Source organism: Salinicoccus halodurans, from assembly GCF_900114445.1.
GTDB lineage: Bacteria > Bacillota > Bacilli > Staphylococcales > Salinicoccaceae > Salinicoccus > Salinicoccus halodurans.
The window spans coordinates 368,855-390,120 of the sequence record NZ_FOTB01000004.1 but is presented as its reverse complement, the minus strand read 5'-3'; the positions used below and the strand labels follow the sequence as shown (position 1 = coordinate 390,120).

Below are 21,266 nucleotides of genomic sequence, written 5' to 3'. Positions count from 1 at the left end.
TAATCGATCGATGACTTATTCAGAATTGATGAAGAAACCGTGTTTCGGTTTCTGCGCGAATTATTGCTTCTATCCGGTTTTGAATGTATATGTAGTTTCTCCTGCATTTCCAATGCGTGGAGAACGGAATAGACATTCGTTCGACAGCAGTCGAACCGCCTTGATCCTGATGATTCAGGGCTTGAGGTAAAGCAATTCACTGTCCGGCGGCGATGGCGGAGAGGCCACACCTGTACCCATGCCGAACACAGCAGTTAAGCTCTCCAGCGCCGATGGTAGTTGGACTGACGTCCCGCAAGAGTAGGACGCTGCCGGGCAGTGATTTTTTTAATTTTATAGTTTTCCACAGTAGCTCAGTGGTAGAGCTATCGGCTGTTAACCGATCGGTCGTAGGTTCGAATCCTACCTGTGGAGCCATTTTTTTGTTTAAAATACATATTGCATATTGGCCCGTTGGTCAAGCGGTTAAGACACCGCCCTTTCACGGCGGTAACACGGGTTCGAGTCCCGTACGGGTCATCATTTGGAGAATTAGCTCAGCTGGGAGAGCATCTGCCTTACAAGCAGAGGGTCGGCGGTTCGAACCCGTCATTCTCCACCACGGAGGGGTAGCGAAGTGGCTAAACGCGGCGGACTGTAAATCCGCTCCTTCGGGTTCGGCAGTTCGAATCTGCCCCCCTCCACCATTATAATTTATTGGGCTATAGCCAAGCGGTAAGGCAACGGGTTTTGGTCTCGTCATGCGAAGGTTCGAATCCTTCTAGCCCAGCCATGAGCCATTAGCTCAGTCGGTAGAGCATCTGACTTTTAATCAGAGGGTCAGAGGTTCGAATCCTCTATGGCTCATTTTCAGGCATCTTCTCAGGAAGATGCTTTTTTTGTTTATTTTTATGCATTATATCGACTGTTTTTACATTTTTATAAATCATTGCATAAAAATCCAATGTTGTATAAACTTAGAGTTATACTTGATTTAAAAAGGGGATATTTTATGAATCATAAAGTAGATATTATCGGGGCTTCCACTTCCTTCGGGCAGCCGAAACTGGGAGTAGACTTGGGACCGGACGCAATCAGATATGCGGGTCTTGTCAAAGCATTGGAAATTCAGGGTATGAATGTTGAAGATAAAGGAAACATTACAGGTCAGTATAAAGTAGATCCAACCCTCCACTCGGCGAAAGAAGAAATGGGGCTTCTTAATTTCGAGCAGGTAAAAGATTTTAGTATTGAACTGGCTGAAGAAGTTGAGAGTTCGGTTAAATTGGGCCGGTTCCCTTTAATACTTGGCGGGGACCATTCTCTATCAATTGGTTCCATAGCAGGAATCAGTCCCAATTATGAAAATCTTGGTGTGATATGGTTTGATGCTCATGGTGACTTGAATGACAGTGAAACTTCTCCATCGGGTAATATACACGGCATGCCGCTTGCGGTTGCCTGTGGCGTCGGCCATGAAAGCCTCGTCAACCTTCATCAGCCAGGGGCAAAAGTGAAACCGGAAAATGTTGTTCTGATTGGAATGAGAGATCTTGATGTAGGTGAGCGTGAATACATCAAAGAAAATAATATACTTACTTTTACTGTGACGGATATAAAGGAAAAAGGAATGGCCAATGTCATGAAAGAAGCGATAAATTACTTGGGAAATAAAGTGGACGGTCTGCACCTTTCCCTTGATGTTGATGGACTAGACCCTATGGAAACACCGGGAACAGGAACACCTGTAAACGGAGGCATGTCATTGGCTGAAACACAACTTGCAATGAGCATGCTTAATGATTCTGAACTTGTGACATCTTTGGATCTTGTAGAAGTGAATCCATTGCTTGACGAGAAGAATATGACTGCTGAAAAAGCTGTGGAAATTGCTTCTTTCCTGTTCGGTAAAAAACAGCTTTAAATTAAACAAACCATATAAAAAAGGGATATCATCTGCATTGGATGTTATCCCTTAAAATATTGTGTTTAATCTTCATTTTCATTGCTGTCATCCCCTAAAGGCATGATTTGCACTTTGTATTCACCGGTTCCTTTGGTGCTTTTCTTTTCAGAGTGTTTCTTTACGAAATTCTTCAAGTCTTTTTTAAACTGTTTCAGATCATCCTCTTTAATATTCAAGTTGTAGGACATGCTGTCTTTTTTCTTTTCATCAGGAACATACTTCAAAAGATCGATATTTGGTACGACTTTTTTTGCGACAGGCTCATAAAATTTTTGTATGATACTGTTCTTCTCTTCTGTCTTTACCACATGGATGATGCCATTCTTGAGAAGCTCATTGAGATGGTAGTGGATTTTGGCCCGGGGTATATCGAGTTCATCTGCAAGATTCTGCCCTGTTTTCGGCTTCTCTCCAAGCATAGTCAGGAGTTCGATTCTGAACGGGTCACTGACACTTTTCAATTGGGCAAGATTATCAATAACCAATAATTTTTTCATGAAGAAACACCCCTTATGAGATATATTTATAGTATGATTAACTGTAAATAGCTTGTCAATCAAATAAACATCTATTTACAAAAGTTGAGAGCCTTTTAATCATTTGTTGCATTATTGCGAATTTGGTATGATGTAACTGTTACTACAGTGAAAGGGGCACCACTATGATCGGGCAGAGAATTAAAGAAATACGCAATAATAATAATTTGACACAAGAAGAGTTAGCCGATGGCATCATCTCGAGAACCTATCTCAGTCTGATAGAGAAGGGCAGTGTGCATCCTTCTACCAATGTCCTGATAAAGTTGAGTGAGCGCCTGAACTGCTCAGTCAATGACTTTATGCAGGAGGTGTCCCATTTCCGGTATAACGATGTGGAAATACTCCGGGAAATTGCCTATTATGAACAGAAAATCGAAAGTGATGATTTTCAGTCTGTAATTTCTTTTATAGATAAAGAATATGAGACGGTTGATCAGATTCCTTCACAGGACAGTGGGCGCATCCATTTAATCTATGCAAAATACTATAATAAAACTGGTGAATTGAGAAAAGAGAAGCATCATGTGGATTGTGCATTGCAGCTTCTGTCAACAGTATCGATAAATCAGTCCTATATAGATGCAATTATTTTAAAGACGAGGATACTCATAGCAAAAGATGAAGTGGAAGAGGCACTGGATCTCCTGGAAGACACTTTATACATCATTTTAAGGCTTACGGAACTGGATTTGGGGATCATAAGAATCATGTTTGAAATTGCAGCATGTTATCATATCAAGAAGGAATATTTTACGTCCTCCAGGTTTCTTGACAGGCTGAAGAAACAATCGGAAATTCTTCATATTGATTACAAAAAAACAGAATTCAACCTGCTTGAAGCAAAAAATCTGGCAATGCTGGAATCTTTTGAACGGCTGGAAAAGTTCACGAGTCAGTCCAATGAACCTTCCATGGTGCTTCTGAATTGCTATGCAAGCTATAAAATTGGAAACATCAGAGAATGCGAAAGCCGGTTCAAAAGTATAAGGATAGAAAAAAGCATGTTCAGGGGAGATACAGTTTTATCCGGTATATATGATGTGTTGGATAAACGTTTGGATTTTATTTGAAATATTGAGAGAGGGACGGCAATATGCAGACAGGTAATCTTTTTGAAAACATCACCACGGCAGCCATAATTTCGAGCATTGTCGACTTACTGATTGTATGGTATGTACTGTATCTTCTGATTACGGTCATGAAAGGTACAAAAGCCATCCAGCTGATTAAAGGGATATTTTTCATTTTAATCGGCCGTGCACTCAGTAATTTTTTCGATCTTGCTACGACGACACAGCTGTTCGATACCGTTTTAGAGTGGGGTTTTTTGGCGATTATTGTTATCTTCCAGCCGGAACTCAGACGGGCGCTTGAACAACTTGGCCGGGGAAGTCTCTTCCGTACGAGTAATGCGGGAGACACTCCCGAGCACGATAAGATGCGTGAAGCTATGGTAAAATCTATAAGATACATGGCAAAACGGCGTATCGGAGCCCTCATTGTTTTCGAAAAAGAAACAGGGCTCAAAGATTACATCGAAACAGGTATTCCCATCAACGGGAATATTTCATCAGAACTTTTAATCAATATATTCATCCCCAACACTCCGTTGCATGATGGAGCGATGATTATACAGGGAGACAAGATTGCGACAGCAGCAAGTTACCTGCCGTTGTCAGACAGTAATAAAATTGCCAAAAACCTCGGTACAAGGCACCGGGCAGCTGTGGGAGTATCAGAAGTGACTGATGCATTTACAATCGTGGTTTCTGAAGAAACAGGAAATATTTCGGTGACTCACGACAGTAAGCTGACAAGGGAGATATCACTCGAAGAGCTCGATTCCATGTTGAAAACGCATTGGAGCCTGCTCCCTGAATTGAAGGAAGGAGGCGGACTGTTTGCTAGAAAGTAAATGGGGTTTGAGATTTGTCGCCCTGGTTCTCGCATTGTTCATGTTCCTTTCGGTCAATGATGTTTTTGATAATTTATTCAATGATGAAAATGAAAGTTCAGAATCCGAGATGATTGAAGGAGTACCGGTGGAATTATTATATAATAAAGATAATTATTATGTCTCCGGGGCACCGTCTGAAGTCAATGTTCAGCTGTTCGGAAACAACTCCAATGTAAAAAGACTTCAGACAACGCGCGATTTCAATGTTTACCTTGATTTGAGAAACCGTGATGTTGGGGAATATGAAGAACATTTCACAGTGGAAGGGCTGCCGGAGAATGTTACGGCTGAAGTCGTTCCGCAGACTGCAAATATCAATATCCAGGAATTGGTCACAAGAACTTTCGAGGTGCAGGCTGAAGTGAGTGAAAGCCGGGTGGGTCCGAATCATCAGCTTTCTGAGGTCAATGTCATTCCGAGTACGGTTACTGTCATGGGTGGAGAAAGTGAAATGAATCGTATACAATATGTACGTGCCACTTTAAATGATAATTCAAGAATCACAGAAGATCGTGTAGAGGAAGCAGAAGTCAGTGTATTTGACTCACAATTCAACAAGCTTGATGTGCGGATAGACCCTACTGATGTGAGAGTTGAAATTTCGGTGGACGAGCGCAGCAAGGAAGTGCCTGTGGAATATGAAGTGATAGGCGATGTTGCAGAAGGCCATACTCTGGAAGATGTCAAACTCAACTATGAAAATGTGACAGTATTCGGAAGCGAGGAAGTCCTTGCGAATATCGATTCCATCAATGTCGAAGTGAATGTCGATGATATGAGTAATTCGGAAACGAAAGATATCGAGATGGAGCTGCCTGAAGATATCAGCAAGACCGAACCTGCAGTCCTTCAGGCAGACATCGAAATAACCGAAGATTAACTAATACAACACAAAGAAAAAGGAGAACGACATGGGTAAATATTTTGGTACTGATGGAGTAAGAGGCGTTGCAAACACGGAACTTACTCCGGAACTGGCTTTTAAATTAGGAAGATTTGGCGGATATGTCCTGTCCGGACAAAAAGAAGAAGATAAACCGACCGTATTGGTAGGACGCGATACACGTATTTCAGGTGAAATGCTGGAATCGGCACTCGTGGCCGGACTTCTTTCCATGGGGGCGGAAGTAATGCGCCTCGGAATCATTTCTACTCCGGGTGTTGCATATCTTACTAGAGAAATGGAGGCAGATGCAGGTGTAATGATTTCTGCCTCCCACAATCCGGTGGCTGATAATGGGATCAAATTCTTTGGTTCAGATGGATTTAAACTCTCAGATACTCAGGAAGAGGAAATTGAGAAACTTCTTGATGCGGAAGACGACACGCTTCCGAGACCAAGCGGTACAGCACTGGGTCATAAATCCGATTATTTTGAGGGCGGACAGAAATATGTGAGCTATCTCAAGTCTACAATCGATACAGACCTGGAAGGCTTGAAAATCGCCCTTGACGGCGCACACGGATCCACATATTCACTTGCCCCTTATCTTTTCGGGGATCTTGAGGCAGACACAGTGACAGTGGGATGTAATCCGGATGGTACGAACATCAATGAAGGTGTCGGCTCTACACATCCCGGTAAACTCGTTGAATTAGTTAAAGAGCAGGAAGCGGACTTCGGCCTTGCCTTCGATGGCGATGGCGACCGTATTATTGCTGTAGATGAAAACGGCAATATTGTCGATGGGGACAAGATCATGTTCATTCTTGCACAGCATCTGAAATCCATAGATATGCTGAAGGATGATATGGTGGTTTCAACTGTCATGAGTAATCTCGGTTTCTACAAAGCTCTCGCAGCACATGGACTGAACAGTGACAAAACGAAGGTCGGAGACCGTTATGTAGTCGAAGAAATGCGCTCTGGAGGATATTCCCTCGGCGGCGAGCAATCCGGCCATATCATTATGATGGATTATAATACTACAGGTGATGGTCTCCTGACCGGTGTTCATCTTGCGGCAATTGTTAAAGAATCCGGCAAAAAACTGAGTGAACTGGCTGCACAGGTTGAGACATTCCCTCAGGAGCTCGTCAACGTGCGTGTAACGGATAAATACAATGTCGTGAATAACGATGTCGTTTCTGCAAAAATCGACGAAGTGGAAGCGGATATGGACGGTAATGGACGCGTTCTTGTCCGCGCCTCCGGTACAGAACCACTTGTCCGCGTCATGGTAGAGGCTGAAACTGAAGAACTGGCTGATAAGTACAGCAATGATATCGCAGAAGTCGTCAAGGCTGAAATGGGTCTGGATGACTAAGAGAACGGTAATCCTGCTGCTCCGGAAATTCCAGGGCGGCAGTTTTTATTTCAAAATAAAAAATATCGGTTCCGGAAGACTTTATACGATAATTTTATGTTGCAGTATATACATATTTCCCTTACAATGTGAATGCTGACTAAAAAGGAGGGTAAGGGAGTTAATACAATCGGAATAGCGCCTGAGCAGGTGAGATGTCATCTGCTGACGAGGAGGACAGTCATCGATTTTCGGCGGATACTGTCCCGGATACTGAAGTATTCGTAAAAACGGATGTTAAAACTGTTGAGCGATTGGCAGGACAGAGCACCGGAACTTAAGACACAAGCGGAAAGGAAGTTGGCATATGTGCGGAATTGTAGGATATATCGGAAACGATGATGTAAAGGAGATCTTGCTCAAAGGTCTGGAGAAAATGGAATACCGTGGTTATGACTCTGCAGGAATCGGGGTCAGAAATGATGAAGAGATAAAAGTTTTTAAAGAGAAAGGCCGTATTAGAGACCTGAGGGAGAAAGTGGATACGGACTTCGATGCTACAGTTGGAATCGGGCATACAAGGTGGGCGACACACGGTGTGCCGAACGTCGTCAATGCCCATCCGCATCAGAGTACAGACGGCCGTTTCACACTTGTCCATAACGGTGTCATAGAAAATTATGAGCAACTCAGAGCTGAATATATACCGGATGTCGAACTGGTTTCCAGTACCGATACTGAAATCATTGTTGAAGTGATTGCGAAATTCGCAGCAGAAGGCATGACGACAGAAGAGGCATTCAATAAAACCTTAAATGAACTTCATGGTTCTTATGCACTTGGACTGTTGGATGAAGAGGATCCGGATGTAATCTATGTAGCTAAGAATAAATCTCCACTTCTCCTTGGCAAAGGGGAAGACTTCAATGTCATCACTTCAGATGCGATGGCGATGCTGCAGATTACAAATGAATTTGTAGAGTTGATGGATGGAGAAATCGTTCTCCTGAAAAAAGATGAAATCATCATCAAAGATAAAGTTGGGCATGTTGTGGAAAGGGATTCCTATATTGCTGAAATTGATGCCAGCGATATTGAAAAGGGAACCTTCGATCATTACATGTTGAAAGAAATCAATGATCAGCCTGCAGCAATGAGAAAAATCATCCAGGAATATCAGGATGAGGATGAAAACCTCAAAATCGATCAGGCGATCATCAAGCAGCTGGGAGATGCAGACAGACTATATGTCATTGCTGCGGGAACAAGTTATCATGCCGGGCTGATCGGCAAGGAGTATTTCGAGAAATGGGCGGGCGTACCTACAGAAGTGCACGTGGCTTCAGAATTCGTGTACAATACACCGATGCTTTCTGAAAAACCGTTGTTCATCTTCATCTCACAATCCGGGGAAACGGCAGACAGCCGTGCCGTATTGGTAGAAATCAAGAAGCTCGGCCATCAGTCTCTGACAGTGACTAATGTGCCGGGATCAACGCTGTCACGTGAAGCGGATCAGACGCTCATCCTGCATGCAGGGCCGGAAATCGCAGTGGCCTCAACGAAAGCATATACAGCACAGATTGCGGTCCTTTCCATCCTTGCGCAGGTCGCTGCCCGGGAACTTGGAAAAGATACAGGCATCAATCTGATGACAGAACTCGCGAAAGTCACGACAGCTATTACAGCCATCATTGATGATGCACCGCAGATCGAACAGATCGTCAATGAGTATCTTGAAACAACGAGAAACGCATTCTTCATCGGAAGGACGATGGACTACTATGTCGGCCTCGAGGGTGCGCTTAAGCTCAAAGAGATTTCCTATATCCAGGCGGAAGGATTCGCCGGAGGAGAGCTTAAACACGGTACGATCGCACTGATTGAAGAGAATACACCTGTATTCGCACTTTCAACCCAGGAAAAAATAAACCTCAACATCCGCGGCAATGCGCAGGAAGTTGAAGCACGCGGTGCCAAAGTGTGCATGGTATCCATGGAAGGGCTAGAGCAGGACGGAGACACTTACGTGATACCGCATGTGCATGAAATGCTTACACCGCTCGTATCGGTAGTCGTGTACCAGTTTATCGCGTACTACGCGGCACTGCACCGCGGCAACGATGTGGACAAGCCGAGAAATCTTGCCAAGTCCGTTACAGTGGAATAAAAAACAATGAAATATGAAACTACAGTAAGATGCTCCGTATCATCTGAATGATGAGCGGAGCTTTTACTATGCAAAAGAATAAATTAGAATATGTTTGGTGAAAATTATGAACTATGGAAAAGGTGAAGGACATTTGATTACATTAGCAGGAACTATAGGCGCAGGGAAGACAGAATGGGGGAAAGTGATCGCAAAACATTTTGGGGTCGATTTATTGGAAGAAAAAGTGGACGGCAACCCATTTCTCGAAAAATATTATGCAGATCCGGAAAGATACAGTTTTCACCTACAGATATTTTTCCTGAATCACAGATTCAGCGCCATCAAAGAAGCGATGGCGCATCCGAATTCAGTGTTGGATCGTTCCATTTATGAAGATGCCATGATATTTGCCAGGCTGCAGTATGAAAACGGCTCAATGGATGAGGCAGAGTACGCTACATATCTGGAATTACATGAAAATATGATGGAGGAATTGGCTGATTTATATAAACAGCAGGTTTTATTTAAAAAATCACCGGATCTGATGGTGATGGTGCATGGCTCGTTTGATGAAATCATGAGAAGGATCAAAAACCGCGGGAGACCATTTGAACAGATTGATGGTAATCCGGAATTATATAAATACTATCAGAAACTATATGAACTGTATGAAAATGAATTTATGGAAGAATATCTGGAAAGGAACATATCCCCTGTTTATGTCATAGATATTGATAAGATGGATATTTACAAGCCGGAGGATGTAAAAGAAGTGCTGGATGGCATTGAAGAAACATTGAAAAGAGATAGAGGATTTGTATTCCCTGAAGAATTGGAATGATTTTCCAATATTTAATCCAAAGGACATTGGAAACAATACTGGAATCCGGGATTTGAAGCGGATTTAAGACGAAATTTTATAAGGATAACTGTGTAATAACTAGATGGTCCCGATATTGAAACGGCCATCTTTTTTTTATCCATTTTTTAAAGGAATACTGGCTATTTAAACCGCCAATAAGGCAGGGGCTTATTTGGGAATTAAGATACATTTTATGGAAATCGTGTTTATATTATGTTTCTGTAGTGGTAAGGTGGTAATAAACGTGTTCTATGTCCTGTACTTTACATATAAAGTGGAACGAGGGTGAGGAGTATACATATGAATAAAAAGAACATAGGAATCATGATATTTATTGGATTCGCGGTTGTTTTTGTAATAACTGCTGTTGTTTTTTGGGGTAATGATAATGGAGAAATTCCGGAGGAATCAATCGAAACTCAGAACCAGCCGGATACTGCAGACACAAAAAGTGAACAGAGAGCCGAGGAGGAAATGGACTACAATTTCCCGCCGGAAAAGGCAGAAAATATACTTGTGGCACAGGAGGAGCTGGAAGCCGGGATTCTGGCAGCAAGTGAAGGAAGCAGTCTGAATAACCCGTATGTGAACATTGATCCGTACAACCGGAGCCCTTTGTCTGCATTAGTAATATTTGACACGGAAGAAGCTGCACAGGTCTCTTTCACGGTGAAAGGGAAAGATGATGCATCCGATATTTCTAAAACCATGACGGAATACAGAACACACCATGAGCTGCCTGTCGTGGGATTGTATCCAGGCTATACGAATATTGTAGAGATTACTGCAGAAACGGAATCCGGGGAAACACTTGCACATACCTTTACATTAACTACGAAGGATCTCCCGGAGGAAATGCCGACGATTGAAATAAAAAAAGCCCAGACTGAAAAAATGAAACTCGGGGAAAGTGAACTGACTTTCTATATCCCGAGTACAAGGTATGCATTTGCATTTGATGCCAATGGTGACGTACGGTGGTACGGATCTGGATTTAACAGCCATGTCCTTCAGGAATTGGATGATGGGAATCTGCTTTATCTGGGGAAAGACAGTAACAGCGGAAGTGCCTATAACCGCCTGTTTGAAACGACTTATATCGGCAAGGTACACAATGCTTTTAAAATAAGTGAAAAGGCTGCAGAGAGAGAAGCGGAAGGTTTGGATTCCACTCTGATTCACCATGATGTTGCAGAACTGCCATCCGGGAACCTATTATTGACTGTCAACGATGGCAGTGGTGTATATATGGAAGATATGATGATAGAAATGGACAGGGAGACAGGGGAAGTCGTGAAAGTGATAGATTTAAAAGAGCTGTTCCCAAAAGAGGTTTACGAAGAATATGAAAAAAGAGAAGACAATGGGTTAAAAGACTGGTTCCATCAGAATTCCGTCGTATATGATGAAAATGATGACAGCATCATCATATCCGGAAGACACCAGGATACCGTGATGAAAATTGATTACCACACAGAAGAAATCAAATGGATACTGGCCCACCCCGAAGGATGGAATGAGGAAATGAAACGATACCTTGTAGAAGGGGAGAGCGAAGACTTCAAGTATCCGGCTGCTCAGCATGACGCCACTATCCTGCCTGACTTTGACGATGATCCGGGAACTATTGATCTTCTGTTGTTTGATAATAATACAGTTGTTACCCGCGGGGATGAGTCAATATCGGAACAATACAGTGCGGGTACACATTACCGTATTAATGAAGAGACGCAGGATGCAGAAATAGTATGGACTTACGGCAAGGAACTTGGAGAGGACTATTTCACAAATATTATCAGCAGTGCCAGATACCAGGAAGACAGTGACACTGTACTGCTTGACTTCGGCCATACCGATGGCGGGGAAAGAAGTTCATTTGTGGAAGTGACACATGATGAGGAGTCCGAAATTGTATTCGAAGCAGAAATGATAAATTTCCGTAAAGGTGCCTGGGCATATCGCTCTTCAAGAAATTCATTATACAATGACCAATGGGCAGAAAGATTCACTCTGGGAGAATAGAATTGAACAATTTGATACGTCTCTTGAAAGCCCCATTCTGTATGCAGCAGATCGGGGCTTTTAAGGATGCAGTATAATGATATTCAAGTCACCTGGATTGTTGATATGACACTGAACGTTCATATTTCTCATGTGGATTTTTCCATGTCGGCACACGATAAGTGGACATTGAAATGTGATGTGTTAGAATGACGGACAATAAAGCATTATAAGGAGAATCAATTATGAAAAAATGGTTAACAGGATTATCAATCGCCTCTTCCATGCTCGTACTTGGAGCATGCGACGGTGGAGATGACTCCGGAGAAGATACAGGAAACGCAGAGAATCAGCAGGAATCACAGGAACAGACAGCTTCAGGAAGCGGTGAAAAAGGCGGAGAAGGGCAGCAGCAGGAAATGCCTGAACCCGACATGGAAGGTGTTCCGGATGTTGTCGCTGAAGTGAATGGCGAAGAAGTGACGAAAGACGAATTCAAGCAGTCTTATGAGGGCCAATTCCAACAGGCTGCGATGCAGCAGCAGATGTCCGGTCAGAAAGTGGATCAGGATGAACTGAAGAAGCAGGTCGCGAATGGCATGGTGTCACAGGAACTGCTGACCCAGGAAACAGAGAATCGTGGAATTGAAGCTCCTGAAGATGAGGTCAATAAAACACTGGACGACATTGTTAAGAAGAATCAGATGAAGTCGCAGGATGAGTTCTTTGCTGCAATGGAAGAGCAGGGCATGAAAAAAGATGAAGTGATGTCCCAGCTTGAAACCCAGGTTAAGATGGATAAGCTGATCGCTGAAGAGACAGGTGAGATTGAACCATCTGATGATGAATTGCAAAAGATTTATGATCAGCAGAAAGAACAGATGTCACAAATGCAGGGTGAAGAAGGCGGCGGAGAGATGCCTTCCTTTGAAGAAGTGAAACCTCAGCTCAAAGAGCAGGTCATAATGCAGAAACAAGGTGAAGCGGCACAGAAACTTGCCGGGGAACTGAAAGAGAAATCTGACGTAAAAGTAAATCTGTAATTGTATCAGAAGAGCAGGATTAGAATTAAATAAGCAGGTTTATCGCCGTTTCGGACACATGTTCAAAACGGCGATTTTTTAATAGCGGATATGGTGTATACTGAACCTGTGTAAATCAATGAAATGAAAGGATTGAGTGATGTGGCGGAACATAAAATCTATACAATGAAATTTTCGAGTGTCTATCCTCACTACGTGACCAAAGCTGAAAAGAAAGACCGCACGAAAGAGGAAGTGGATAAAATCATCCTCTGGCTGACCGGTTATACTGAGAAACAGCTGGAAGACCATCTTGAAAAAGGCACTGATTTCAAAAACTTCTTTGCAGAAGCACCGGATATGAATCCTTCGCGGGAAATGATCAAAGGTGTAATTTGCGGAGTGCGTGTCGAAGATATAGAGGAACCTCTCATGCAGGAGATCCGTTATATGGATAAGCTGATTGATGAACTTGCCAAAGGTAAGGCAATGGAGAAGATTTTGCGGGAATAAGTATGATGGCTAAAAGTCTTCATACAGCCTGAAGTGTTTTTACAGTCCAAAAAAGGGAAACTGAATGGCATAGTATCAAACGCTTTCTGAAGGAGCTGGATAAGATGAAGACATTGTATTTCTCAGCCGGAAATACTCTCTATGAAATTCAGGGAGAAAAAGAGAGTTGGACGATGACGGAAAGATCCACTCCAAATGTACTCTTATGTATCGCCGCGGATCCGGACAATCCGGGGCGTCTGTACGGAGGGACATTTGATGATGGACTCTTCATCAGTAATGACAGTGGTGAGACGTGGAAGCAGGCTGGTGCAGGAATCGCCCACGACCGGCTGATGAGCATCGCCGTCAGCCCGACGGAAATGAAAAACGGTTATCATATCGTATGGGCTGGAACGGAACCAAGCGGACTGTTCCGTTCTGAAGATGGCGGAGAGACCTGGACAGAGTGCCCGGCATTGCTGGATTTGCCGTCAAAAGCCACCTGGAGCTTTCCTCCCCGTCCCGAGACTCATCATGTGCGCTGGATTGAACCGGATGCCCATGATGAGAATCGGATATTCGCCGGTATTGAACTGGGCGGTGTCATGAGGAGTGAAGATAAAGGGATGAGCTGGGAAGACCGTAAACCAGGCTCTCAGCATGACTGCCACACATTGAAGATGCATCCCAAAGTGTCCGGGCGGATATATGAAGCGGCAGGCGGGGGATATGCGGAAAGTACTGACGCAGGGTCTACCTGGCAGACATTCAACGAAGGCCTTGAACCCTACAATTATCTGGTCGGTATCGCAGTAGATTCCAGAAATGAAGACATTATAGTGGCTTCTGCTGCCAAAAGCCCCCGTACGGCATATAAACCATCGGATGCAGAGACGATTTTGGTACGCCGTGAAAATGGCGGGAAATGGGAATCTGTAAGTGAAGGGCTCCCCGATCCTGAGGATTCCGCCGTTTTTTCACTGGCTGCACACCCGGATGAACCGGGGGTTTTCCATGCCGTCAACAACACGGGTTTTTATATTTCCGAAGACTCGGGACAAACCTGGCACAGAGTGCCGGTGGAATGGCCGGAACACTTGAAGGATAAGAAGATTCACTGGATGACACTTGTTTAAATAACGTATGGAGGCATCGCAGGATGTCTCTTTTTTATTATAAAAATCTAGAAAAAGTTACAAAAAACACTTGAAAGTCAAAGAAGGTCAATGTATAATATAGTTAAAGGTCAAAGTTAGTCAAACTACAAAAAAATAAAGTGAGCATCATATTTGAAAATGTGATTAACGGCCTTTATACTATATTTATAGTCAAAGATAGTCAAAGTCAAAATGACTGTCTAACTGAATGAAATAGGAGGAATCTATGCATGAAATGTCAAAATTGTGGTGTTAATGAATCCAATGTAAATCTTGCAATGAACATTAACAATCAAAAAATGCAGGTGCATTTGTGTAATGAATGTTTCCGTGAAATACAAGGACAAATGATGAACTCCAACGATTTCTTCTCTGGATCACCTTTTGAAAATGCAGACTTTAATAATAAATATTTCCAGGGTAATGGAGGAAATGCAACAGGTACGAAAGTAAAAACAAAACAGAACAACAGAGATGGTCTGCTTGACCAGTTAGGTAAAAATATTTCTGATGAAGCAAGAGAGGGAAATATAGATCCGGTCATCGGCCGTGACATGGAAGTAAAACGTGTTGTCGAAACATTGAACCGAAGAAATAAGAACAACCCCGTACTGATCGGTGAGCCTGGTGTCGGTAAAACGGCGATTGCAGAAGGTCTTGCACTTAAAATCGTCGAAGGTACTGTACCGGCCAAACTGATGGATAAAGAAATCTATATTCTTGATGTAGCATCTCTTGTAGCGAATACAAGCATGCGCGGACAGTTTGAAGAACGCATGAAACAATTGATCAGTGAATTGCAGGAGCGTGAAGATGTTATCCTGTTCATCGACGAAATACACCAGATTGTTGGTGCAGGTACGGCAGAAAGTTCTCAGATGGACGCCGGGAACATTCTGAAACCGGCATTGGCACGCGGGGAACTGCAGATCATCGGTGCAACTACTCTGAAAGAGTACCGTCAAATTGAGAAAGACGCTGCATTGGAACGCCGTCTGCAGCCAATCATGGTCAAAGAACCAACGTTGGAAGAAGCGGAATTGATTCTGCAGGGTATTAAAGACCGTTATGAAGCATTCCATGAAGTGCGCTATTCTGATGAAGCAATACGTGCTTTCGTATCGCTCTCAAACAGATATATACAAGATCGTTTCCTTCCGGACAAAGCGATTGATCTGATGGACGAAGTCGGATCCCGTCTAAATCTGTCCAATGCAGAAAATGACTCAGGTTCCGTTAAGCAAAAGCTTGATAAAATTGCGAAGGAAAAAGACGAAGCTGCGGAACAGGAAGACTATGAAAAAGCGGCAAACCTGAAATATCAGGAACTGCAGCTCGAAAAACAGCTGGAAAAAGCGGAAGATGAAGAACAGATCGTTGATGTTGATGTTTCTGATATCCAATTGATCGTAGAGGAAAAGACAGGAATCCCTGTCACTAAACTTCAGGCGGATGAACAGGAGAAAATGCGTGACATCCAGGAGAAACTCGGTGCAAAAGTAATCGGCCAGGAAGAAGCAGTCGGCAAAGTGGCGAAAGCCATCCGACGCAGCCGTGCCGGACTTAAATCCAAGTATCGTCCGATTGGTTCATTCCTGTTCGTCGGCCCGACAGGTGTCGGTAAGACGGAATTAACAAAAGCACTTGCTGAAGAACTGTTCGGTTCCCGTGACTCACTGATCCGTCTCGATATGAGTGAGTATATGGAAAAACATGCAGTTTCTAAGATCATCGGTTCCCCTCCAGGCTATGTCGGACACGAGGAAGCAGGACAGCTGACTGAAAAAGTGCGTCATAATCCTTACAACATCATTTTGCTCGATGAAATAGAAAAGGCACATCCGGACGTACAGAACATGTTCCTCCAGATCATGGAAGACGGTCACCTGACCGATTCACATGGCCGTACTGTAAGTTTCAAAGAAACTGTCATCATCATGACAAGTAACGCAGGAACTGGTGTCAATACTGCAAGTGTCGGCTTTGGTTCCGACAAACATGAATCAGTATCCACTCTTGATAACCTGAGTGACTACTTTAAACCTGAATTCCTGAACCGTTTTGATTCCATCATCAACTTCAATGAACTTTCTGAAGATAACCTTCTCCAAATTGTAGATCTGATGCTCACAGAACTTCAGGAAACAGTTGAGGAAAATGAAATCAATATCACAATTACTGATGAAGCGAAAAAAATACTGGTAAAACAGGGTTACGACAAACGCTTCGGTGCAAGACCATTACGCAGAGTCATCCAGGACAAAATCGAAGATCAGCTGACAGACCTGATTCTTGAAGAGGAGACTCTGGAAAACGTCAAAGTCGAAGTACAAGACGAAGAGATAAAAGTAGTAAAAGCGTAAACAGGAACAAAGAAGGCTCTGGATCCCGGGAGGATTCAGAGCCATTTTTTTATACAGTAATATCGGCATATTGTCCGTCTGTGATTCTGAGCAGTTCATCCGGAGCCAGTTCCATCTGCATGCCTCTTTTTCCGGCGGAGACCACGATGGATTCCATGGAGGAAGCTTCTGAAGAAACATAAGTGGGGAACCGTCTTTTCATACCTACAGGCGAACAGCCGCCGCGTATATAACCTGTCGTCTTTTCCAGGTCTTTCATGTGCAGCATCTCCACTTTTTTGTTGCCGCTTTCTTTGGCAAGTTTCTTCAGGTCGAGTGACTGTCCGGCCGGAATGCAGACGACAATTTCCCCTGTAGTGCTGCCTGTGGCGACAAGTGTCTTATATATCTTCTCAAGCGGTATATCCACTTCATTTGCCGCACTTTTCGCGTCCAGATGCTCTTCATCCCACGGGTACTCATGGATCTTATAATCAATCTTATTGTTCTCGAGATTCCTCATCGCATTTGTCTTTTGCATCTTCTTCACGTCGATACCTCCCGGTGGTGTTGATATAACAATCATATTAGCACATTAAGGGATGATTTCCGGAGTTTCAGCTTCTTTGCCCGAGGGAAGAGAGAATCAATAATGAAATCAGGAGGAGATTTTTTGAAAAACCATCAGCTGTATATAAATGGTGAGTATACTGCATCCACCGGAGAAGAGACAATCGACGTAATCAATCCGTCGACGGGAGCAGTCATTTCAAAAACGCCCAAGGGAACTGCGGATGATATTGATAAAGCGGTAGAAGCGGCTTTCAAAGCTCAGAAAGAGTGGGAGGAAAAGCCGAATATCGAGCGCGGTAAAATTGTGAGGAAACTCGGTGATGAAATCGCCGCCGGAAGGGATACATTCATCGACCTGCTGCAGGAAGAGCAGGGAAAGGATTATGAACTGGCAAGCGGTGAAGTGGATCTCGCAATCGACTATTTCCATTACATGTCGGAATGGGCAAGGAGGATGGAAGGGGACATAGTACCGAGTGACCGTCCAAACGAGAATATACTGATCTATAAGAAACCGATCGGGGTGGTGGGCGGCATCATTCCGTGGAACTTCCCGGTTTTCATACTGGCGAGAAAAGTAGCCACGGCCCTGGTGACGGGCTGCACCATTGTCGTCAAACCGAGTCAGCATACACCGAATACGACGATGGAATTCACGAAAATAATAGATGGCATGGAAGAGGTTCCGGCCGGTGTATATAATGTGGTGACCGGTGCGGGTTCTGAAATCGGCAACGCACTCGCCTCCCACAAGAATGTGGATATGATAACAATGACAGGCAGTGTAGCGGCAGGGACAAAGGCCATGGAAGCTGCTGCCAGGAATATTACCAAGGTCAATCTCGAACTGGGAGGGAAAGCGCCTGCCATCGTAACTGAAAATGCCGATCTGGATATTGCTGCAGAAGCCATAGTCACATCCCGGCTTGCCAATAATGGCCAGGCATGTACAAACGCTGAGCGTCTGTATGTCCATGAAAGTGTAGCGGAAGAACTGACTGATAAACTCACAAAAGCCTTCCGGGCTAAAAAACTGGGCAACCCGCGTGAAGATAAAAATGCCGAAATCGGACCGCTGATCAACCAGGACCGGCTTGAAACTGTGGAAAACATGGTGCAGACAGCGGTGGAAGAAGGCGCTGAGATTGCTGCAGGCGGCAAACGGGCGGATATTGAAAATGGCTATTTCTATGAACCGACAATCCTGACCGGCGTATCCCATGACTCGAAAATCATAAGGGACGAAATCTTTGGACCGGTTCTGCCGATTGCGACTTTCAGCACGCTGGATGAAGCGATTGAAAAAGCGAATGACACAGAGTACGGCCTGTCTTCCTCCGTATATACCGACGACCTTAACGAGGCGATGCGTGTCGTCAATGAAATGAAGTTTGGCGAAACGTATGTGAACCGCGAGAATTTCGAAGCCGTGCAGGGCTATCACGCCGGTATGCGACAGTCAGGACTCGGTGGTACTGACGGCAAACACGGAGTAGAGGACTTCCTCGTCACCCAGGCTGTCTATATGCAGTATAAGAAGGACAAGAAGTAAACAGCCGGTTAGTCGGGATCTGCAGGTTTGAGTGATGGCATCCCTTTGGATATGATGATTCAAAGGGATGCTTTTCTAACTGAAAGGAAGTGAGGAGAAATGATGGTTTCCGGTCATACGGTCGACAGGGAGACACGCTGCATCCACTATCATGGCGCACGGGACATCATCGCCATAAAATTCAGATGCTGCGGAAAATATTATCCATGCTATAAATGCCATGAAGAGAATGAGGAGCATAAAATAGAAAAATGGAAAACCGGTGAATTCGACGAAAATGCGATATTATGCGGAGTATGTGATACAGAACATACGATCACTGAATATATAAACAGGAACAGATGCAAAAAATGTGATTCAGAGTTCAACATCAATTGCCGGCTTCATTATCATCTGTACTTTGAATATTAGGCAGTGAAGCGGATATGTTGAAAGGGGCTGCTTCTTCGGATATGATTTCCGGAGAAGTATTTTTTATATTCGGAAAATTATCGGAGGTAATAATATGTCGGAAGAGAGTTTGTATCAGAAATCCAATATTAAAAGACTGCCTGAATTATCCAAACTTGCTCCTGAAGCATTCAAGAGTTTCGGTGCATTCGATAAAGCAGCACTTTCTGACGGAGTGATTCCGCAAAAGACAAAAGAGCTTATCGCAATAGCGGTGGCACACGTTACAGGATGTCCATACTGCATCGATATCCATGTGAATAATGCAAAAGGCCTGGATGTATCCAAAGAGGAAATGGGAGAAGCCATCCTGGTAGCAACAGCACTGAAAGCAGGATCTGCAATGGCACATGGTGTGAATGCGCTGCAGGCATATGATGGAAACAATGAAGGCGATCTTTACGACAAATCCAATATCAGCAGGCTGAAAGAATTTGCAACGCTCGCGCCTGAAGCATTCAAGGCATTCGCACAGCTGGATAAGGAAGCAATGCAGCCGGGACAGATTTCCCAAAAAGACAAAGAACTTATTGCCGTGGCAGTAGCACACGTTACAGGTTGTCCTTACTGCATCGAAATCCATACAAACAATGCAAAGAATCTTGATGTCTCCAAAGAAGAAATGGGAGAGGCCATACTGGTCGCCACAGCACTGAAAGCAGGTTCAGCTGTTGCCCACAGTGTGAACGCACTGAATGCTTATGATGACTGATTAAAAAAAGATGAATCAGAAATGATTCATCTTTTTTATGCCACCTGGTCTTAAACAACGGGTTTCTCATAAATTTGCTGATCGAACGAGGTGAATTTTTCTATGCCGGTATCAGTGACCAGGACGGATTCTGTTATTGCGACTCCGAACTCATCGAACCAGAGACCGGGCATTAAATGAAATGTCATATTCGGTTCCAATATCGTACGGTCACCTTCGCGGAAACTGACGGTATGCTCTCCCCAGTCGGGTGGATAACTCATGCCGATCGAATATCCGATCCGTGAATTTTTCTCATAACCGTGTCTTGCGATTGCGCGGCTCCATGCACTGTTCACTTCTTCTGCTGTAATACCCGGCTTCATGATTGCGAGCGTTTCCTGTATCCCATCAGTGATGACTTTGCCCGCTTCCCTGACATAATCCGGTATCTGACCGATGCATACGGTTCTTGCCATCGGTACATGATAACGTTTGTAACATCCTGCGATCTCTATTGTTAAAGCATCACCTTCTCTGTATTTTTTATCGGTCCAGTTCAAATGTGGGCTGGCTGTATACTTTCCGGTCGGTATCATGGGCACCATTGATGTATAATCTCCGCCGAACACGTCACTGCCGTATATCTGTGCGTGGCTGATGGCAGCAGCGACTTCATTCTCCCGTACCCCCACGCCGACTTTATCATATGCCGCCTGCATCGCATTTTCGACAATTTTTGCGGCATTGCGCATATAGCTGATTTCTGCCTCGCTTTTATAGGCCCGTACCCAGTTTACAAGCCCGCCTGCATCCTTCAGTTCAGCTTCGGGCATACCGACTTCAAGACGTTCGTGGGATTTGGCCGTATAATAAAAAGTATCCATTTCAATGCCTATTTTCCTGGAGCCTTTTCCTCTGTACTCGAGTTCGGCTGCAACGAAATCCATAGGGTGTTTGATTGTGGACTGTACATAATCATCTGGATAATAGAGTATATTCGGTTTACTCATCCATGTGGTCAGCTCTGCGCCTCTGGCATCCATCCCGCGTCCTATCCACAGCGGCTCCTCCTCATCTACAAATACTATGACGACCTGGTGGACATAGAAACTCCATGCATCATATCCTGTGAGATAGCACATATTGGACGGATTTGAGAGTACCAGAACTTCCATCCCATACTCCAGCATCTTTTGTTTTGTCTTATTCATTCTGATTTTATATTCTTCTACGGAGAACATCACATCTCCCCTTTTTTCTCTCTGGATTGTAATCAGCA

General features: G+C 43.9%; 18 protein-coding genes, 6 tRNA genes and 1 rRNA gene. 22 read left to right on the top strand and 3 right to left on the bottom strand.

Annotated elements, in window-relative coordinates:
• The first annotated feature begins 202 nt into the window (after positions 1-202).
• The 8 genes from rrf (at position 203) to rocF (ending at position 1,903) form a co-directional block, all read left to right on the top strand.
• Positions 203-317, top strand: a 5S ribosomal RNA gene (gene rrf / locus BM271_RS10580).
• Positions 318-342: 25 nt separating this feature from the next.
• A tRNA-Asn gene (locus BM271_RS10575) sits at positions 343-417 on the top strand.
• A 30-nt stretch (positions 418-447) separates the two neighbouring features.
• Positions 448-519 (top strand) — tRNA-Glu (locus tag BM271_RS10570).
• 6 nt (positions 520-525) lie between these two features.
• Positions 526-601: transfer RNA gene (locus BM271_RS10565), tRNA-Val, on the top strand.
• Between the two features lies 1 nt (position 602).
• Positions 603-686, top strand: a tRNA-Tyr gene (locus BM271_RS10560).
• An 11-nt stretch (positions 687-697) separates the two neighbouring features.
• Positions 698-772, top strand: a tRNA-Gln gene (locus tag BM271_RS10555).
• A 1-nt stretch (position 773) separates the two neighbouring features.
• Positions 774-846, top strand: a tRNA-Lys gene (locus BM271_RS10550).
• Between the two features lie 145 nt (positions 847-991).
• Positions 992-1,903, top strand: a complete 912-nt coding sequence (rocF, locus tag BM271_RS10545) for an arginase (RefSeq protein WP_046789272.1) — start codon at positions 992-994, stop codon at positions 1,901-1,903.
• 65 nt (positions 1,904-1,968) lie between these two features.
• Here the strand turns inward: rocF and BM271_RS10540 are convergent, their stop codons facing one another.
• The gene (locus BM271_RS10540; protein WP_046789273.1) at positions 1,969-2,442 is read right to left on the bottom strand and encodes an ArsR/SmtB family transcription factor; all 474 of its coding nucleotides are present in this window, start codon (positions 2,440-2,442) and stop codon (positions 1,969-1,971) included.
• A gap of 164 nt (positions 2,443-2,606) precedes the next feature.
• Between BM271_RS10540 and BM271_RS10535 the strand changes: the two genes are divergently transcribed.
• The 11 genes from BM271_RS10535 to BM271_RS10485 all read left to right on the top strand — a co-directional run bounded on the left by BM271_RS10535 (position 2,607) and on the right by BM271_RS10485 (position 16,739).
• Positions 2,607-3,554, top strand: a complete 948-nt coding sequence (locus BM271_RS10535) for a helix-turn-helix domain-containing protein (protein WP_046789274.1) — start codon at positions 2,607-2,609, stop codon at positions 3,552-3,554.
• Positions 3,555-3,577: 23 nt separating this feature from the next.
• Positions 3,578-4,399: a diadenylate cyclase CdaA gene (gene cdaA / locus BM271_RS10530; RefSeq protein WP_046789275.1), complete on the top strand. Its 822-nt coding sequence runs from the start codon at positions 3,578-3,580 to the stop codon at positions 4,397-4,399.
• Positions 4,386-5,321 carry a CdaR family protein gene (locus BM271_RS10525; RefSeq protein WP_046789276.1) on the top strand — a complete coding sequence of 312 codons (936 nt, stop codon included), beginning with the start codon at positions 4,386-4,388 and terminating at the stop codon, positions 5,319-5,321. Before cdaA ends, BM271_RS10525 begins: the two co-directional genes overlap by 14 nt.
• A gap of 31 nt (positions 5,322-5,352) precedes the next feature.
• Positions 5,353-6,708, top strand: coding sequence for a phosphoglucosamine mutase (gene glmM / locus BM271_RS10520; RefSeq protein WP_046789277.1), 1,356 nt, complete (start codon positions 5,353-5,355; stop codon positions 6,706-6,708).
• 346 nt (positions 6,709-7,054) lie between these two features.
• Positions 7,055-8,857, top strand: coding sequence for a glutamine--fructose-6-phosphate transaminase (isomerizing) (glmS, locus tag BM271_RS10515; RefSeq protein WP_046789278.1), 1,803 nt, complete (start codon positions 7,055-7,057; stop codon positions 8,855-8,857).
• Positions 8,858-8,990: 133 nt separating this feature from the next.
• Positions 8,991-9,680, top strand: a complete 690-nt coding sequence (locus BM271_RS10510; RefSeq protein ID WP_234960545.1) for a deoxynucleoside kinase — start codon at positions 8,991-8,993, stop codon at positions 9,678-9,680.
• 321 nt (positions 9,681-10,001) lie between these two features.
• Positions 10,002-11,723: an aryl-sulfate sulfotransferase gene (locus BM271_RS10505; protein WP_046789280.1), complete on the top strand. Its 1,722-nt coding sequence runs from the start codon at positions 10,002-10,004 to the stop codon at positions 11,721-11,723.
• Between the two features lie 224 nt (positions 11,724-11,947).
• Positions 11,948-12,745, top strand: coding sequence for a SurA N-terminal domain-containing protein (locus tag BM271_RS10500; protein WP_046789281.1), 798 nt, complete (start codon positions 11,948-11,950; stop codon positions 12,743-12,745).
• Between the two features lie 141 nt (positions 12,746-12,886).
• The gene (locus BM271_RS10495; protein ID WP_046791399.1) at positions 12,887-13,237 is read left to right on the top strand and encodes a DUF2200 domain-containing protein; all 351 of its coding nucleotides are present in this window, start codon (positions 12,887-12,889) and stop codon (positions 13,235-13,237) included.
• Between the two features lie 104 nt (positions 13,238-13,341).
• The gene (locus BM271_RS10490; RefSeq protein WP_046789282.1) at positions 13,342-14,355 is read left to right on the top strand and encodes a WD40/YVTN/BNR-like repeat-containing protein; all 1,014 of its coding nucleotides are present in this window, start codon (positions 13,342-13,344) and stop codon (positions 14,353-14,355) included.
• A 251-nt stretch (positions 14,356-14,606) separates the two neighbouring features.
• Positions 14,607-16,739: an ATP-dependent Clp protease ATP-binding subunit gene (locus tag BM271_RS10485; RefSeq protein ID WP_046789283.1), complete on the top strand. Its 2,133-nt coding sequence runs from the start codon at positions 14,607-14,609 to the stop codon at positions 16,737-16,739.
• 49 nt (positions 16,740-16,788) lie between these two features.
• Here the strand turns inward: BM271_RS10485 and ybaK are convergent, their stop codons facing one another.
• Positions 16,789-17,259, bottom strand: coding sequence for a Cys-tRNA(Pro) deacylase (ybaK, locus tag BM271_RS10480; RefSeq protein ID WP_234960551.1), 471 nt, complete (start codon positions 17,257-17,259; stop codon positions 16,789-16,791).
• 132 nt (positions 17,260-17,391) lie between these two features.
• Between ybaK and aldA the strand changes: the two genes are divergently transcribed.
• From aldA to BM271_RS10465, 3 genes are all read left to right on the top strand, one after another.
• Entirely contained in the window at positions 17,392-18,843 is a 1,452-nt protein-coding gene (gene aldA / locus BM271_RS10475) for an aldehyde dehydrogenase (RefSeq protein WP_046789285.1), read from the top strand.
• Between the two features lie 99 nt (positions 18,844-18,942).
• Positions 18,943-19,254 (top strand): CHY zinc finger protein, encoded by a 312-nt coding sequence (locus BM271_RS10470; RefSeq protein WP_046789286.1) that lies wholly within the window; start codon positions 18,943-18,945, stop codon positions 19,252-19,254.
• A 94-nt stretch (positions 19,255-19,348) separates the two neighbouring features.
• The gene (locus BM271_RS10465) at positions 19,349-20,005 is read left to right on the top strand and encodes a carboxymuconolactone decarboxylase family protein (protein ID WP_046789287.1); all 657 of its coding nucleotides are present in this window, start codon (positions 19,349-19,351) and stop codon (positions 20,003-20,005) included.
• A 50-nt stretch (positions 20,006-20,055) separates the two neighbouring features.
• On the opposite strand, the gene BM271_RS10460 is transcribed toward BM271_RS10465, so the two are convergent.
• A complete protein-coding gene (locus tag BM271_RS10460) occupies positions 20,056-21,228 on the bottom strand; it encodes a M24 family metallopeptidase (RefSeq protein WP_046789288.1) in 1,173 nt (390 codons plus the stop codon).
• Positions 21,229-21,266 lie beyond the last annotated feature (38 nt).

What these genes read in the sequence shown, in the direction of transcription:
- rocF (WP_046789272.1), top strand. Translation starts at nt 992, where the DNA reads ATGAATCATAAAGTAGATATTATCGGGGCTTCCACTTCCTTCGGGCAG.
- BM271_RS10540 (WP_046789273.1), bottom strand. Translation starts at nt 2,442, where the DNA reads ATGAAAAAATTATTGGTTATTGATAATCTTGCCCAATTGAAAAGTGTC.
- BM271_RS10535 (WP_046789274.1), top strand. Translation starts at nt 2,607, where the DNA reads ATGATCGGGCAGAGAATTAAAGAAATACGCAATAATAATAATTTGACA.
- cdaA (WP_046789275.1), top strand. Translation starts at nt 3,578, where the DNA reads ATGCAGACAGGTAATCTTTTTGAAAACATCACCACGGCAGCCATAATT.
- glmM (WP_046789277.1), top strand. Translation starts at nt 5,353, where the DNA reads ATGGGTAAATATTTTGGTACTGATGGAGTAAGAGGCGTTGCAAACACG.
- glmS (WP_046789278.1), top strand. Translation starts at nt 7,055, where the DNA reads ATGTGCGGAATTGTAGGATATATCGGAAACGATGATGTAAAGGAGATC.
- BM271_RS10505 (WP_046789280.1), top strand. Translation starts at nt 10,002, where the DNA reads ATGAATAAAAAGAACATAGGAATCATGATATTTATTGGATTCGCGGTT.
- BM271_RS10500 (WP_046789281.1), top strand. Translation starts at nt 11,948, where the DNA reads ATGAAAAAATGGTTAACAGGATTATCAATCGCCTCTTCCATGCTCGTA.
- BM271_RS10490 (WP_046789282.1), top strand. Translation starts at nt 13,342, where the DNA reads ATGAAGACATTGTATTTCTCAGCCGGAAATACTCTCTATGAAATTCAG.
- BM271_RS10485 (WP_046789283.1), top strand. Translation starts at nt 14,607, where the DNA reads ATGAAATGTCAAAATTGTGGTGTTAATGAATCCAATGTAAATCTTGCA.
- ybaK (WP_234960551.1), bottom strand. Translation starts at nt 17,259, where the DNA reads ATGCAAAAGACAAATGCGATGAGGAATCTCGAGAACAATAAGATTGAT.
- BM271_RS10470 (WP_046789286.1), top strand. Translation starts at nt 18,943, where the DNA reads ATGATGGTTTCCGGTCATACGGTCGACAGGGAGACACGCTGCATCCAC.
- BM271_RS10465 (WP_046789287.1), top strand. Translation starts at nt 19,349, where the DNA reads ATGTCGGAAGAGAGTTTGTATCAGAAATCCAATATTAAAAGACTGCCT.
- BM271_RS10460 (WP_046789288.1), bottom strand. Translation starts at nt 21,228, where the DNA reads ATGTTCTCCGTAGAAGAATATAAAATCAGAATGAATAAGACAAAACAA.